The sequence below is a fragment of the Xanthobacter cornucopiae genome, from assembly GCF_043195065.2.
GTDB lineage: Bacteria > Pseudomonadota > Alphaproteobacteria > Rhizobiales > Xanthobacteraceae > Xanthobacter.
Window position 1 is genome coordinate 2,488,115 of sequence record NZ_CM195531.1, and the last position, 13,940, is coordinate 2,502,054.

General features: G+C 69.6%; 15 protein-coding genes. 5 read left to right on the top strand and 10 right to left on the bottom strand.

Features of this window, described 5'->3' with window-relative positions; genetic code table 11:
* Positions 1–6: 6 nt before the first annotated feature.
* Genes V5F53_RS10930 through V5F53_RS10950 form a run of 5 tightly spaced genes read right to left on the bottom strand, consistent with a single transcriptional unit; the run spans position 7 to position 4,331 of the window.
* Complete coding sequence (locus V5F53_RS10930) at positions 7–555, bottom strand: NAD(P)H nitroreductase (protein ID WP_393996464.1); 549 nt, start codon at positions 553–555, stop codon at positions 7–9.
* Complete coding sequence (locus V5F53_RS10935) at positions 543–1,373, bottom strand: ATP-binding cassette domain-containing protein (protein ID WP_393996465.1); 831 nt, start codon at positions 1,371–1,373, stop codon at positions 543–545. Before V5F53_RS10935 ends, V5F53_RS10930 begins: the two co-directional genes overlap by 13 nt.
* On the bottom strand, positions 1,370–2,068 hold the full coding sequence (locus tag V5F53_RS10940) for a GTP-binding protein (protein ID WP_393996466.1): 699 nt from the start codon (positions 2,066–2,068) through the stop codon (positions 1,370–1,372). The genes V5F53_RS10935 and V5F53_RS10940 overlap by 4 nt, the downstream gene beginning before the upstream one ends.
* A complete protein-coding gene (locus V5F53_RS10945) occupies positions 2,059–3,285 on the bottom strand; it encodes an ABC transporter substrate-binding protein (RefSeq protein WP_393996467.1) in 1,227 nt (408 codons plus the stop codon). Before V5F53_RS10945 ends, V5F53_RS10940 begins: the two co-directional genes overlap by 10 nt.
* Positions 3,282–4,331 carry a D-alanine--D-alanine ligase family protein gene (locus V5F53_RS10950; protein WP_393996468.1) on the bottom strand — a complete coding sequence of 350 codons (1,050 nt, stop codon included), beginning with the start codon at positions 4,329–4,331 and terminating at the stop codon, positions 3,282–3,284. Before V5F53_RS10950 ends, V5F53_RS10945 begins: the two co-directional genes overlap by 4 nt.
* 289 nt (positions 4,332–4,620) lie before the next feature.
* Here V5F53_RS10950 and V5F53_RS10955 point away from each other — a divergent pair, with 289 nt between their 5' ends.
* The 5 genes from V5F53_RS10955 to phnE all read left to right on the top strand — a co-directional run bounded on the left by V5F53_RS10955 (position 4,621) and on the right by phnE (position 8,898).
* A complete protein-coding gene (locus V5F53_RS10955) occupies positions 4,621–5,880 on the top strand; it encodes a Rossmann-like domain-containing protein (protein ID WP_393996469.1) in 1,260 nt (419 codons plus the stop codon).
* A gap of 252 nt (positions 5,881–6,132) precedes the next feature.
* Positions 6,133–6,381: a hypothetical protein gene (locus V5F53_RS10960; RefSeq protein WP_393996470.1), complete on the top strand. Its 249-nt coding sequence runs from the start codon at positions 6,133–6,135 to the stop codon at positions 6,379–6,381.
* Positions 6,378–7,196, top strand: coding sequence for an ATP-binding cassette domain-containing protein (locus V5F53_RS10965; protein ID WP_393996471.1), 819 nt, complete (start codon positions 6,378–6,380; stop codon positions 7,194–7,196). The genes V5F53_RS10960 and V5F53_RS10965 overlap by 4 nt, the downstream gene beginning before the upstream one ends.
* The gene (phnD, locus tag V5F53_RS10970; protein ID WP_393996472.1) at positions 7,193–8,077 is read left to right on the top strand and encodes a phosphate/phosphite/phosphonate ABC transporter substrate-binding protein; all 885 of its coding nucleotides are present in this window, start codon (positions 7,193–7,195) and stop codon (positions 8,075–8,077) included. Before V5F53_RS10965 ends, phnD begins: the two co-directional genes overlap by 4 nt.
* Positions 8,074–8,898 (top strand): phosphonate ABC transporter, permease protein PhnE, encoded by an 825-nt coding sequence (gene phnE / locus V5F53_RS10975; protein WP_393996473.1) that lies wholly within the window; start codon positions 8,074–8,076, stop codon positions 8,896–8,898. Before phnD ends, phnE begins: the two co-directional genes overlap by 4 nt.
* 100 nt (positions 8,899–8,998) lie before the next feature.
* Here the strand turns inward: phnE and V5F53_RS10980 are convergent, their stop codons facing one another.
* From V5F53_RS10980 to vnfD, 5 genes are all read right to left on the bottom strand, one after another.
* Positions 8,999–9,496, bottom strand: coding sequence for a NifB/NifX family molybdenum-iron cluster-binding protein (locus V5F53_RS10980; protein WP_393996474.1), 498 nt, complete (start codon positions 9,494–9,496; stop codon positions 8,999–9,001).
* A 20-nt stretch (positions 9,497–9,516) separates the two neighbouring features.
* Positions 9,517–10,410, bottom strand: a complete 894-nt coding sequence (locus tag V5F53_RS10985) for a hypothetical protein (RefSeq protein ID WP_393996475.1) — start codon at positions 10,408–10,410, stop codon at positions 9,517–9,519.
* Between the two features lie 142 nt (positions 10,411–10,552).
* Positions 10,553–11,941: a V-containing nitrogenase subunit beta gene (vnfK, locus tag V5F53_RS10990; protein ID WP_393996476.1), complete on the bottom strand. Its 1,389-nt coding sequence runs from the start codon at positions 11,939–11,941 to the stop codon at positions 10,553–10,555.
* A 165-nt stretch (positions 11,942–12,106) separates the two neighbouring features.
* Complete coding sequence (gene vnfG, locus V5F53_RS10995; RefSeq protein ID WP_393996477.1) at positions 12,107–12,448, bottom strand: V-containing nitrogenase subunit delta; 342 nt, start codon at positions 12,446–12,448, stop codon at positions 12,107–12,109.
* Positions 12,445–13,863, bottom strand: coding sequence for a nitrogenase vanadium-iron protein, alpha chain (gene vnfD / locus V5F53_RS11000; RefSeq protein ID WP_393996478.1), 1,419 nt, complete (start codon positions 13,861–13,863; stop codon positions 12,445–12,447). The genes vnfG and vnfD overlap by 4 nt, the downstream gene beginning before the upstream one ends.
* Positions 13,864–13,940 lie beyond the last annotated feature (77 nt).

Genomic DNA, 13,940 nt, shown 5'->3' on the forward strand with positions numbered 1-13,940 from the left:
TCCGCCCTAAAGATGGCGCACGAATGCCTGGGACTCGACCGGCACCAGGGCGACGGGCGGGCACGTGGGCGTCCCGAGATAGAGGAAGCCGACGATGCGGTCGGCGGCCTCCAGCCCCAGGGCGCGGGCGAGATGGGGATCGAACATGGGCCAGCCCGAGCGCCACAGCCCCGAGAAGCCCTGCGCCACTGCCGCCATCTGCATGGCCATCACCGCGCATCCGGCCGTGAGCTGCTGCTCGAACACGCTCACGATGCGGCTTTCCCGCGCCTTGGCGATCACCACGATCACCAGCGGCGCGCGCAGCGGCATTTCCGGCGCGCGGATGACATCCGCCTCCGGCCGCCCGGAGGCAACCGCCGCCGCCCGCATCAGCCGGCCGAGGCGCGCCCGCCCCTCGCCCTCGGCGATCAGGAACTCATAGGGCCGCAGCCCCTGGAAGTCGGGCACCCGCAGCGCCGCGTTCAAGATCGCCTCCAGCGCCGCTCCGGCCGGAGCGGGCGCCGCCAGGGCGGCGGTGGAGCGACGGTTGAGAAGCAGCGTCAAGGCATCCATGACAGGGGCTCTTCGGCGTTCAGGCTCAGGGCCAGGGAGGAGAGGGCGGCCGGCAGCGCGGCAATGCGCCCACCACCGCGCAGATGCTGGCGCAGGGCCACCAGCACCGCGTCGACGCGTTCCAGCTGCACCCGGCTCGCGGCCTCGCCGGCGGAAGTCTCGATCACCTGCGCCACCGAGCCATTGGCCACGACGATGCGGCGGTGCCCGAGCAGCGCCAGGATGGGATCATGGGTGGAGACCAGGACGATCTTGTCCCGCGTCACCAGCAGGTCGAGTGCCCGCGCGCGGTCGATGCCGGCATTCTCGATCTCGTCGATCAGCACCACCGGCGAGGCCGACAGCAGCGCCGTATCGGCGATCATCAGCGCCCGCGTCTGCCCGCCCGAAAGCTGGGTCAGCGAGACCTCGGCGGCGAACCGCTCCCCGGCCAGATCGTTGGCGCAGGCGATCACGTCGCGCACCACCTGGTCGCGCTCGGCCACCCTGCGGCAGTCCGCATGCAGGGCGACGAACGCGGCAACCGGCAGGTCCACCACGAAATTCATGTTCTGGGAGAGCTGCGCCACCAGCTTGCCCACGGTGGCCCAGCGCCGCGCGGCATCGGGCGGGGCGCCATCCACCAGGATGCGCCGCCCGGAGGGGGTATCGCCCTGGGCGAGGCATTCGATGTCGGCCAGCAGGCGGCTCTTGCCGGAGCCGGTGGGGCCCACCACGCACACCACGTCGCCGGGTCGCAAGGTCAGGTCCAGCGCCTCCGGCTGCCCGGCCTTGTCGCGCCCGCCCAGCAGGGTGAGGCTGTGCAGGGCGGCGCTCATGCCCCCTCCCCGGCAAACGTCATCTTGCGCACATTGCCACGCTGGTGATCCTCGCCGATGGCGGTCTCCCCCACGCAATAGGGGCACACCGCCGATGGCATGGGATAGCGCAGGTGCTGGCCCTCCAGGCTGGCGAAGGCGGTGGCCCCGGCCATGTGGAAGGCCAGCTCCCCGGCGCCCTGGCCGGTAATGCCGTTGAACGACACGATGGCGGCGCGCGGGTTGGCCTGGCGCACATTGAAGGCGAACACCTCCCGCTCGGCCTGGGAGACAATGTCGCCCTTGGTAACCACCACCACGTCCGCCAGCTTCAGCATGGGGCCGATCTTGCGCGGGGTGTGGATGCCGGAGAGCGTATCCACCACGCACACCGCGAGCGCGCCCTTCACATGGGGGGCGCAGCGATTGCACAGGCCGGCGCTCTCGGCCACCAGCGTGTCGTGGCCGCGCCCGCGCGCCCAGCCCAGGCAGTCGTCGATGTTGGAAACGAAGAAATGATCGGGGCAGACATTCCCCGCCAGCCCCACCGCCACGTCGAGACCGGCGCGGGCATAGGCCTCGTCGTCGCGGGTGGAGAGCGAATCGAACTTGACGACGCCGATGCGCATGCCGGCGGCGGCCAAATGCGCGGCGGTCTTCACCACCACCGCCGTCTTGCCCACCGAGGGCGGGCCGGCCACCGTGATCACGCGCATCGCCGCTCCTCCCCGCTCCGCTGCGCCCGGCCCTCCTGGAACAGCGCGACCACCTGCTTGAGATCGCGCGCCGCCGCCGGGTGGCGGGCGTAGTCCCAGCCCGGCCAGACGAGCCGGGCGCCCTCCGGCAGGCCCGGCCGGCGGCCGGGCGCCAGGGCCGGGTATCGGTTGCGATCGAGGAAATCGGCCGTCGCCGTGCCGTGGAGATGATCCAGCAGCGGCGCCACGCGCCCGCGCTGCGCGGCCTGCACAGTGCTCCACAGCGGATAGGCGAGCGCCCCTTCGCGCGGCCACACCACCGCGGTGCGGGCCCGGCGGGGGCAGATGTCCGCCAGCGACCAGGGCACCACATAGACCGCCGCCACCGAGGCCCCGGTTCCGGCGATGCGCGGCATCTGCGCCGAGTGGGTGAGCGCCGGCACGTTGGCGAGCAGGCGCACCAGCCGATCCGGCCCGATGAGGCGGAGCATGGCAAGAAGGAAGAACGTGTTGAGGGCCGCGTGATGGCGCGCCCCAGGGCGGCGCCATCCGCCGAAGCTCACCTCGCCGCGCCACTCCGGCTCGGCGAGATCGGTCCAGGAGCGGGGCAGCGGCCGGGTGCCGAGGCGCACGCGGTCCACCAGCATCACGAACGGCGCCACCGCATAGACCCCGATCCAGCCGCGCGGATCCACCAGCCCCGCCGCCTCGAACACCGGCGCCACCCCCTCGGGCTGGGCCGAAGCGAAGGCGCCGCCCGCCACATGGGCCGCATGGAAGCGGCGGTTGAAGGCGTTGCCCTGGCGCGCCGACACCAGCATGCGGGGAAACGCTTCCAGCGCGCGGATGCGGCGCAGGTGGTCGAACGGGCTGGCGCCGCCCTGGCCCACGGGCACCTGGCAGGAGAAGGCCTCGCCGGTGGACGCCCGATGGGCCGCCAGATGCCGCGTCAGGTCATCCGCGAACCGCATCCGCAGCGGCACCGGCACATCGCACAGCAGGTCGAGCGCGGCGGGAGCGGGCGCCGCGCCAGACTGCGCCGGGCGCGGCGGCGACGGATGGCGCGGATCCGGCTTCCGCTCGCGTTTCGTCTCCGGAGGGCTCACATGAGACATCATCTGCGGCATGGCCTGGCGCATGGCCGCGCGCATCATCTCGCCGGTCCGCTGGCCCGCCGGGTGGCCCAGCTGCAGGCCGGTCCCGCGCCACGCCGCCTCGCGCGGCATCTCTCTCGTCATCTGGCACATCGCAGGGCCTCCGCCGTCTGCCGCCACGCCCCGGGACGCTGACGCGCCAGGGAAAACTCCACCACATGGCCAAGCACATCCGCCTGGGACAGGCCCCACCGCCCGGCGGCAAGGCAGATGGCGCCGGAGCGCCCGATGTGGCAGCAGATGTTGAATTCCAGGAACGTCCGCCGCCCGGTGGCGGGGTCGAAGCGATAGTCGAGGCGCAGATAGTCCATGGGGCCCGCCGCCGCCCACAGCGCCTGGACATCGGCGGCGAACGCCGGCTCCGCCGCGCCGGCGTCGAACAGGGCGTAGCCCAGCGGATCGTCGCGCTTCAATTCCTCCGTGACGATGGCGCCGGCCCGGTCCGAGCGCGGATGGACAATGCCGAGCACCAGCGGCGACGATCCGCCCAGCACCGGAACGGTCACGTCGATGCCGGCGACATACGGCTCGACCAGCACCGCCATGCCCCGCGCCATCAATGCCGCAGCCACCGGCGCGGCGCCCGCCCAGTCGTCCTGGATGGAGGCCTCCGACACCCCCTCGGAGGCGGCGCCGAAACGGTTCTTGACGAAATACGGCCCCGGGAATGCCGGCGGAACCGCCAGCGCCGCCGGCGTATCATAGATGGCCCCTGGAGCCACCGGCAGGCCGATGGCTCCGGCGACGGTCTTGCTCAGCCACTTGTCCTCGGCCAGGGCGCGGATGTTGGGCGGGGCGCCCACCTGGGGCAGATGCATGAACGCGCACAGCGCCGGCACGAAGACTTCCGGATTGGCCATGTCCATGCGGTTCATCAGCGAAAAGACGAGGTCGGTGTCGGCGGCGGCCTGGAGCGGGGCATCGGCGCGGGCGGCGGTGCGCACCGCATAGCCGAGCCCGCGCAGGGTCTGGAACACGCGGTGGTAATAGGCCGGGTAGCCGCCATCGCCGGGAAAGGCGCGGCAGGCGTAGTCGGGCGCCTCCGGCGCGTGCGGCGCCAGGAACAGGATGCGCGCGGGCGCACCGGCGCCACGCCGGAGCAACGCTTCGGGAAGATGGAGTTCGGCCATGCTGCCTCGCTTCGGGTGCGGCCCGCCCCGCCATGGAACGGCGGAGCACGATGACACTCAGCAAGGGCCGCGCCAATCGACCTGCGCCGGCCGGAGCGGCCCTTGCCGGGCGAAAGTGTTCGCCAATGTACGAAGCGGGTGTGACGGCGTTCCCCGCGGTGCACTCCCACGGCGGCGCGGCGCCATGCCCGCGCCGCAAGCGCTGCAAAGGCGCCGCTTTCGCCTCTGGCCCGCGGCTTGCTGAGGGGATCGGGACGGCCCGTGGCTCCGGCCGGCGGATGGAGGTTGCATGAACGGGTCGAAGATGCCGACATCGTCGCCGGAGGGGGCTGGACCGTCGCCGGCGTGTGGCTGGATCCGTCCGGGCGTGGTGGTGCACGACCCGTTCGCGTGCGTGGATGCGCTGCTCGCCTCCTTCGCCTTCGCCCTCGGCGCGCGCGGGTTCCGCGTGCTGGGCTATGTGCAGGTGCCCCGCCCCGACGGCCGCGGGCCGCCGCTCTATCTCGACCTCGCCACCGGTACCGCGCTGCCGCAGGAGCCGGGCGCGGCGGAAGCGTTCCTGCGCCGGGCCATGAGCGGTGCGGCCGACCTGCTGGTCATCGGCCGCTTCTCGGCCTGCACCGAGGCCACCGACCATGTCGGCGCGCCCATCGGCGCCGGCACGGGACGCGGCTTGCCGATGCTGACCGCCATCGCCGGGCAGGCCATCCACCAATGGCACAGCTATGTGCGCCACGACGGCTCCATGCTCGCCCCGGACCCGCGCGCCCTGTGGACCTGGTGGGGGCCGGACCGGCTCTATCGCGACCTCGCCCTCGGCGTGGACGATGCGGAGGCGCGGCGCATCACCATCGGCCCGCGCTGGATTCTGGTGGAGGGCCCCCACGGCGCCGGCCTCGCGGCGCTGCCCCGCCACCCGCGCGACCTGCTCGCCCGCCTGCCGGAGCTGCGGCGGCGGAGCCTGCGCGAGCTGGCCGCGCTCACCGCCTCCTGGGACCCCATGGAGACGGCGGTGGGGGTGGCGGCCCTCAATGCCCATTACAATCGCTACGACCTGGAAGGGCGACCCGGCAACGGCGCACACCGCTTCCGGCAGGTGGAAGGACAGGTGGTGGTCATCGGCGCCTTCCCCGGGGTGGATGGCATCCTGCCCCGGTGCGCGGTGGTGGAGGCCGACCCGCGGCCCGGCGCCTACCCCATCGCCGCCATGGATGCGCTGCTACCGGGCTGCGGCGGCGCCATCGTCAATTCCTCGGCGCTCATCAACCGCAGCCTGCCGCGCATCCTGCGGCTCGCCGGCAGCCGGCCGATCGCGCTGGTGGGGCTGTCCACGCCCATGACGCCGCGCCTCCACGACTACGGCGTCGAAACCCTGGGCGGCCTGCTGGTGCACGACCCGCAGGGACTGGCGCAGGCGGTGGCCGCCGGAGCGCTGCCCCGCGACTTCACCCGCTTCGGCCGCTACGCCCATGTGAGCGGGAGCGCAAGCGCAAAGCGTTCCGGCGGACGCGACACCGACACGCGCACCGAAAGACAGATGAGAGTTTGATTATTTTAAGTATATATAATATTATTATTGCATATTCAGATTTATTTTATAGTAAAATACACATCTCCCGCCCGCCAGACTTGGCAGGTTCGATGCGTGCATGCGCGCATCCGAGACGGCTTGAGCCGCACGTCCATTCAGCAACGTTGCCCGGGATGTCGCCATCCACGGGCCTGCCGGAGGCTGCCTTGCCCATGCCGCGACACGTTCGCCATGCCCTTCCTCTCCTGCCGCGCCGGCCCGGGTGAGCCCATGCGCCCGGACATCTGTCTCACCCGCTGCGTGGTCCAGCTGCGGCTCGAGGGCCACGACTTCGACGCCATCGCCCTCGCCCTCGCGGAATCCGCCGTGGATGCGCTGGTGGCCGCCGGCTTCCGCGGCGGCGCCCTCGACAACGGCATCGCCGAGGTGGTGGACGCCATGTGGGGCCATGCCGCCGGCCTGCGTCATCCGCCGCAGCCCCGTGCCCCGCTCACCCTCGTCACCGGAGGCAAGCCATGAACGCCCTGCCCACCGGCGCCGCCGCATGGCGCCCGGCCCTCACCCTGGAAGGATTGACCGTCATGCGCGGCGGGCGGCCGGTGCTGGACGGCATTTCCACCACCTTCGCGGAAGGCACCATCACCGCCGTGGTGGGCCCCTCCGGGGTCGGCAAGACCACGCTGATGAACGTGCTGAACGGCCTGGTGCCGCCCCGCTCGGGGCGGGTGGCGGTGGCCGGGCTCGGCGGCCTCGGCGAGCCGGGCGTGCTGCGGGAGATGCGCCGGCGCACCGCCATGGTGTTCCAGGACCATGCCCTCATCGGCCGGCTGCCGGCCATCGACAATGTGCTGCTGGGCCTGGCCGACACCCGCCATCCGCTGTCGCTGCTGCCCTGGCCGCGCGCGGCGCGGGTGCGGGCGGCGCTGGCGCTGGCCGACGTGGGGCTGATCGACCGCGCCAGCGCCCGCACCGACACCCTGTCGGGCGGCGAGCGCCAGCGGGTGGGCATCGCCCGGGCCCTGGTGCGCGCGCCGCGCCTCATTCTCGGGGACGAGCCCTTCGCCTCGGTGGATCCGGCCCTGGCGCGGCGCCTGGGCGGCGATCTGCGCCGGCTGGTGACGCGCGATGGGCTCACCGCGGTGCTGGTGCTGCACCAATTGCACCTCGCCCGCGTGCTGGCAGACCGCATCGTCGGCCTGTCGGCCGGGCGGGTCGCATTCGACGGTCCGGCCGGTGCGTTCGATGCCGCCGCCGAGGCCTGCGTCTTTCCTGCCCCCGCGTCCACCGGCGACCGCGCCCCGTCGCCCCCGATCGACCCCAGAGGTGAAGCATGACCTTCTCGTTCCGCGCCCTTGCCGCCACCGCCCTCGCGGCCGCCGCCCTGTTCACCGCCAGCCCGCCGCAGGCGGCGGAGAAGCCGCAAAAGCTGGTGGTGGGGCTGCTGCCCGGCGAGTCCGCCCCCACCGTCATGCGGCTCAACGAGCCACTGCGCGCCTATCTCGAGAAGAAGCTCGGCGTGCCGGTGGAGATGGTGGTGGGCGCCAATTATGCCGCCACCGGCGAGGCGCTGCGCTTCGGCCGCATCGACATCGCCTATCTCGGCCCGGTCACCTACCTGCTGCGGGCCCGCGCCTCGCGGCTGGAGCCGTTCGCCCGCCCCTCCCATGCCGTGGTGGGGCCCACCTTCCAGGCGGTCATCATCGTGCCCAAGGACAGCCCGGCCCAGACGCTCAAGGACCTGAAGGGCGGCGAGATCGCCTTCGGCGACCCGGCCTCCACCTCGGGCACCTGGGTGCCGCGCTGGCAATTGCTCGACGCCGGCCTCGTCGCCGGGCGCGACTACACGCTCCGGGTGCTCGGCGCCCATGACGCGGTGGCCCTGGCGGTGGCCGGCGGCAAGGTGGCGGCCGGCGGCCTGTCCAAGCCCATCTACGACCGCCTGGTGAAGGAGGGCAAGATCACGCCGGACCAGGTGCGCGTGCTGGCCGCCTCCCCGCCCATCCCCGAATACATGTGGACCTTCCGCGAGGGGCTCGACCCGCAGTTCAAGGAAGAGATCCGCCAGGCCTTCATCTCCGTGGACGATCCCGAGGCGCTCAAGGTGTTTCGGGCCGAGGCCTTCATTCCGGCGGTCGATTCCGACGTGGACCGGGTGCGCATCTGGATCGACGCCATCAAGCACACCACCCCCGACGCCATCCCGCCCGTGCAATGAGCGCGCTCCTCGACCGGAACGTCGCGGCCATCCTCCAGGATGGCCGCAGGCGCGCCCACCGCGCCCTCCTCGGCGGCGCGGTGGGGCTGGCGGGGATCCTCGCCGCCTTCCTCTATGCCGGCGCCTTCGATGGGCGCCGCTATGCGGATGCGCTGCCCACCATCTGGCGGCTGGCCGGCGATGCCATGCCGCCGGACTTCAGCCGCTGGCAGGCCTGGGGCCGGCCGCTGCTGGAAACCCTTTCCATGAGCGTGGCCGGAACCGTCGCCGGCGCCCTGGTGGCCTTGCCGCTGGCGGCACTGGCCGCCCGCAACCTGCTGCCCAGCCCCGCCATCGGTGCGCCGGCGCGGCTGTTCCTGGCGGTGCTGCGCTCCATTCCCGGCCTCATCTGGGGCGTCATCTTCGTGGCGGCGGTGGGGTTCGGCCCGCTGCCGGGCATCCTGGCGCTGGCCACGCACTCCACCGGCATGCTCGGCAAATTCTTCGCCGAAACCATCGAGCATGTGGAGACGGGCCCCGGCGACGCCCTGCGCGCCCACGGCGTGTCGCGGCTCGGGGTGCTGCGCTTCTCCATCCTGCCGCAGGTGCTGCCCCGGCTGGTGGATGTCACGGTCTATCGCTGGGAACACAACCTGCGCGCCGCCACCACCCTCGGCGCGGTGGGCGCGGGCGGGCTGGGGCTGGAGATCGTCACCGCCTTCCACCTGTTCGAGTACCGGGAAGCGGCGGCGCTGATCCTGGTGCTGCTGGGGCTGGTGACGCTCATCAACATCGTCGGCGGCACCGTGCGGCGGCGGTTCCTCGGCACCGCCACGCGATAGCGACCGCCCGCGCGGCCGCCGCCCGGCAGAGGCCGCAAAGCCCCGCCCGCGGGCGCGCGCGGGCGGGGCTGGCTTTGACGCGCACGGCGTGTCGGCGGCCTCAATATTCCTGCTGCTCCTCCAGGACCGCCCCGGTGCGGCGGCTCAGGGCGCGGCGCATCCACAGTGGCGGCACGCCGGTCATCATCCGCTGCACCTGGGAAATCACATCGTCGATATCGCGCACCCGCTCGCTCTTGACGGGAAACACCTTGAGATCGTGCACCCGCACCGCGGCCACGTCGGACAGGCCGAGAGTGAACAGCACCGCGCAGCCGTCGAGGGCCGCCACCCGCTCCACCAGGGGGTCGCGGCCGGTGCCGTCGTCATCGCCCATGTCGTCCATGATGCAGCGCCCGCCGTTGGCGGCCTTACCGCCGCCGGAGGCCTTGCCCTTGGCCCGCTTCTGGAAGTGCACCACATCGACGAACTCCGCGTTCTTCGGCGTCACGTCGTAGAACACCACCTGCTTGGCGGCGGCGAAATTGGCGTCGACCTGCACCAGGCTGTCGGTGGTGAGCGCGATCCGCAGGGTGGGGGGGTGCGTCTGTGCGTCCATGGGGCTCTCCTTCGGCGTCTTCAGGTCATGGGCTGGCCCACCACCATCACCTCGCGGGCGAAGCGCGGGCGGAACGCGGCAGGCAGGGAAAGCGCATCGGGCGTGCGGGCGCGCCAGCGCGACAGCTCCGACACGGCGATGCGCCCCTCTCGGGTCGCCTCCACCGGAACGATGTGGAGCATCTGGCCGTGCACCAGGAAGAAATCGATGGGATAGCGCGCCGGGTCGGCATGGGCCGGCGGAATCTCGAACACCAGGGTGTCGCCGGCGACCTCGTATTTGGGATTGTCGCAGTCAAAGCGGAAATGCCGGTTGAAGGGCTTCGGCCGGCGGAACTGGTAAAGAATGCGGTCCTCGTCCGCGAAGCGCTTGGTTTCGGCCACCACATCGAAGAAGAATTCCGCCAGCACCACTTCCACATAAGCCTCCGGATAGGGGCTCTCGGCGGCGGCGAGCCAATAGGCGGTCATGGCCTCCAGGAGATCGAGCCCGGCCACCGTGATCTCCAGCGACAGCGCCACCCGGTCGATGGCGCCGTTGAAGCGCACGATGGAGTCGCGCATCTCCACATGGCCATGGTGGTGGAAGGCGACGGTGTGGGTGATGCGCAGGATGCGATAGAGCTCGGCGGCGATCTTGTCGGTGCGGCTCGCCTTGGGCAGGTCGAGATAGCGTTGCCAGGACGTGCGCCCCGGTGCGCCGGGGTGGCGGCCAGACACGACTGCATCCATCAGCAGCGCCGACCGGCACACCGCCGCGACCGCCGCCAGCGGCAGGTCACTGGGGCTCTCCTCCGCCCGGAAGGTCAGCGCCTTCCGCTTGGTGTAAAGCTCGATCTGCCGGTGCTCGGGCAGCGCGAGCCGGCGCGGCCAGCCGAAGGCGGCATCCGCCGCCAGGCGCTCCATGAAGCTCATTGCGGGGTCCTCTCAGGGCGCGAAGGCGCGGCCGGATCGCCGCTGACGGGCCGCGCCGGCACACTGCCGACCACACGGCCCCGGGGGAGACGGGGGGGCGGCACGCTGCCGCCCCCCTTGAAGAGCCGGCGCCGGGGGCGGCTCACCACGTGTTGAGGATCCACTCGCGGTCATGGGTATATTCCATGTGCGCGAACATGGCGTTGGCGATGGCCTCGCCGAGCAGCATGGCGCCCATGTAGCCCATGGTGGGCTGCCGGTAGAGGCCGGCCCGATCGAAGGTGGGGAAGCCCACCCGGGCCATGGGGATCTTGTGGTCGATGGCCACATAGCGCCCCTTGGAATGACCGAGGATCAGGTCCAGCTTGTAGTCGGGGTCCTTCAGCCGCTTCTCGAGCTCCCAGAGGTCGGCATTGCACACCACCTCCATGTCCCAGTTCACCTTGTCCTTCATGGCCAGGATGCGCGGGTCGCGCTTGTACTTGGTGTTGTCGTCGCCAAGCAGCAGAAGCACCGGCTTCAGCTCCACCTCCAGGCAGAATTCCGAAAGGCCGATAACCAGATCGGGGTGCCCGAAAATCGCCACGCGCTTGTCGGCGAAGAACATGTGCGCCAGGTCCTGAAGCGCGTCGAGGGCGATGCCGCGCTCCTTCACCAGGCTTTCGGGAATGGGCTTTCCGGTGATCTCGCTGATCTTGCGTAGCATCGCGTCGGTATTGGCGATGCCGTAGGGGGTGGAGACCAGGTGCGCCGGCACCTCGAACTCGCTCTTGAGGAAGTCGGCCGTGGTCGCCCCCTCATAGCGCGCCAGGGCCAGCGAGGCGGAAGCGCCGGTGGAGGCGCGAATGTCTTCCACCGTGGTACGGCCATGGGTGTGGATGGACTTGTCGGGAAGCATCGGCGAATCGAAATCTTCCGTGTCCATGTAGATGGAGGCATCCACCCCGATCTCGGCCGCATAGCGCTTCAGGAGCATCACGTCGCCGGGATTGACCCAGCCCGGGAAGATGTTGAGCTTGCCGGTGGGCTCCGCCTTCTTCTTGGCGATGCTCTTGAAGGTGGAGAGCACGCACTCGGAATATCCACCCACCTGGCTCGACTTGAAGCTTGGCGTATGCACCGGAACCACGAACACTTCGCGGTCCGGGAACTCCTCCTTGATCATGCGATTGCAGAGGTTGATGGAGCCTTCCACATCGTCGCCGATGACCTCGGTGGAGCAGGTGGTGATGATCTGGATGATGCGCACGTTGGGATAGCGCCGCACCAGCGCCATGACACCGTCCTGCATCCGGGCATGGCCGCCGAACACCGCCGATTCCTCATGCAGCGAGGTGGAGGCGATGTCGAAGTTTTCCTTGAAGTGCTGGGCGAACAGAAGCCGCACGAACATGGTGCAGCCCTGGCCGCCATGCACGAGCGGAATGCAGTCCTTCATGCCGATCCCGGCATATTGAGCACCGGCCGGCTGGCAATCATACATCGGATTGATGATGCCAGCCCGGTCGCGGGAGGTGATTTCGCAACCCATGGCGGAGTCCTTGTCTGGAATGAGGGTCTGGAACGCGGAAGCGGGCGCCGCGGGGGCGCGGCGGACGGGCGGCCCCTCCCGTCCGCGACGCGTCGTGTCGCGGACGGTTGAAGCCCGCGCGGAGCGGGGCGGACAGTTCGCGCCGGGCCCGCGCCCCGGCACGGTTCAGTAGAGCGAGTGATTGAGCTCGTGGTTCAGGGACTTGGTGATGGTGTGATCCACCAGCAGGTCCTTGAGGCCGCGCATCAATTCGTCTGCCTCCTCGGGCGCGACATCGGCGATCCAGGGAAACCGGGTCTTGAAGTCGCCCACCATGAGAAGCGCATCGGCATAGAAAATCTTGTGCATCGGAGTGTCGCGCTTGGGCTCCCGGCCGGAAAGCAGATCGCTCGCGGTCGCGATGATACCGTCTATGTTTTCCTGCCGATCCCACGCCCGCGACGAGAACTGCCAAAGGCAACGCTCCTGGACATAGCCGAACAACTGGTCGATCTTCTCGGCGCTCATTCCGCGGCCTCCTTGAAGGCGGCCGGAGCCGGGCTGCGAATATCGGTGGCGGCGAGCGACAACAGCGGATTGTGCACGGCATTATAGGTGTCGCGCGCGAGGTTCACGAAGCCCTCGAAGCCCATGTAGGGGCCGTTGTGGTAACCGTGGCCGTTGACATAGGGAATGTGCAGCTTCTTGACCAGCTCGCCCACGCGCGGGCCGGTGAAGATGACGTCTGGCTTCACCCGCTCGATGATCTCGAAGAATTCGAGCTCGTTGCCGTCATCGATGTAGTAGGTGCCCGACTGGCCGCGGGCGATCACCTTCTCGAAGTCTTCCTGGTGGCCGAACTTGGACGACATGGCCACCACCTGGATACCAAGATCGTCTTCCACCGATTTGGTCCAGTGCCACAGGCGCGGGCCGCCGGTCCAGATCGCCATCTTCTTGCCCTGCAGGCGCTCCTTGTACCAGTCGAGCTTGCCTTTCCACTTGGCGTATTCGTCGGCGATCAGCGCCTCGCCGCGATCCTCGATGCCGAAGAAGGCGCAGATCTTGCGGATGCCCTCGGCCATGTAGCTGAAGCCCCACGAGTCGATGTCGAGGCGCGGGATGCCGTAGCGCTTCTTCAGCTCGTTGGCGATGTAGCCCGAGGAGCGGGCGCAGTTCACCACGTTGAGCTGGGCGCGGTGCATGCCCCGCAGCGCATCATAGGTGCCGTTGCCGGTGAAATGGGCGATAACCTGGATGCCGAGCCTGTCCCAATAGGTTTGGAGCAGCTGGGTGTCACCCTGGATATTGAAATCTCCGATGAAGTTCATCGTGTAGTCGGAGGTGATCTCCGGCTCGAGCTGGCCCACCTTCTCGTTGATCCAGCCGATGTTGAGCACATGATGCCCCTTCGACTGGGAGACGCCGGCGAAGCCGGGGCATTCGCAGGTGAAGATATCCACATCCGGCCGCTCGGACATCACCTTCTTGGCCACAGCCTTGATGTCGTCGCCGATCAGCGCCGTCGGGCAGGTGGTGTAGACGAACATGCGCTTGACTTCCGGCATTTCGTCGAAAGCTTCGTTGATGGACTTCTCCAGCCGCTTCTCGCCGCCGAAGACGATGTGGCTTTCCTTCATGTCCGTCGACCACACATACTTCATGTTGAAGTGGCCGTTGTCTGTGGGGTAGCGCTTGGTGTGCCAGGTGTCGTAGGCGCAGCCGATGGGGCCATGGATCATCTGGATGGTGTCCTTGAGGACGCCGCCGATGACCAGCTTGGCGCCGCAGAAGGCGCAGCCGCGCTCCGACAGGGTGCCGGGAATGGTGGAGGCATTGGAAACGGGCAGGTAATCCCGCGAGTCCTCGCCATCCACCTTCAAGTAAATGTGCTGCTGGCGCTCGGGAATATCCTTGTCGCACTCAAGCAAGACCATAGGCATGGGGTGAGCTCCTCACTCATGTGAGCATGGCCGGAAATTTCGGCTGTGAAGATCGTCTCGACAGGGCCGATGACGCG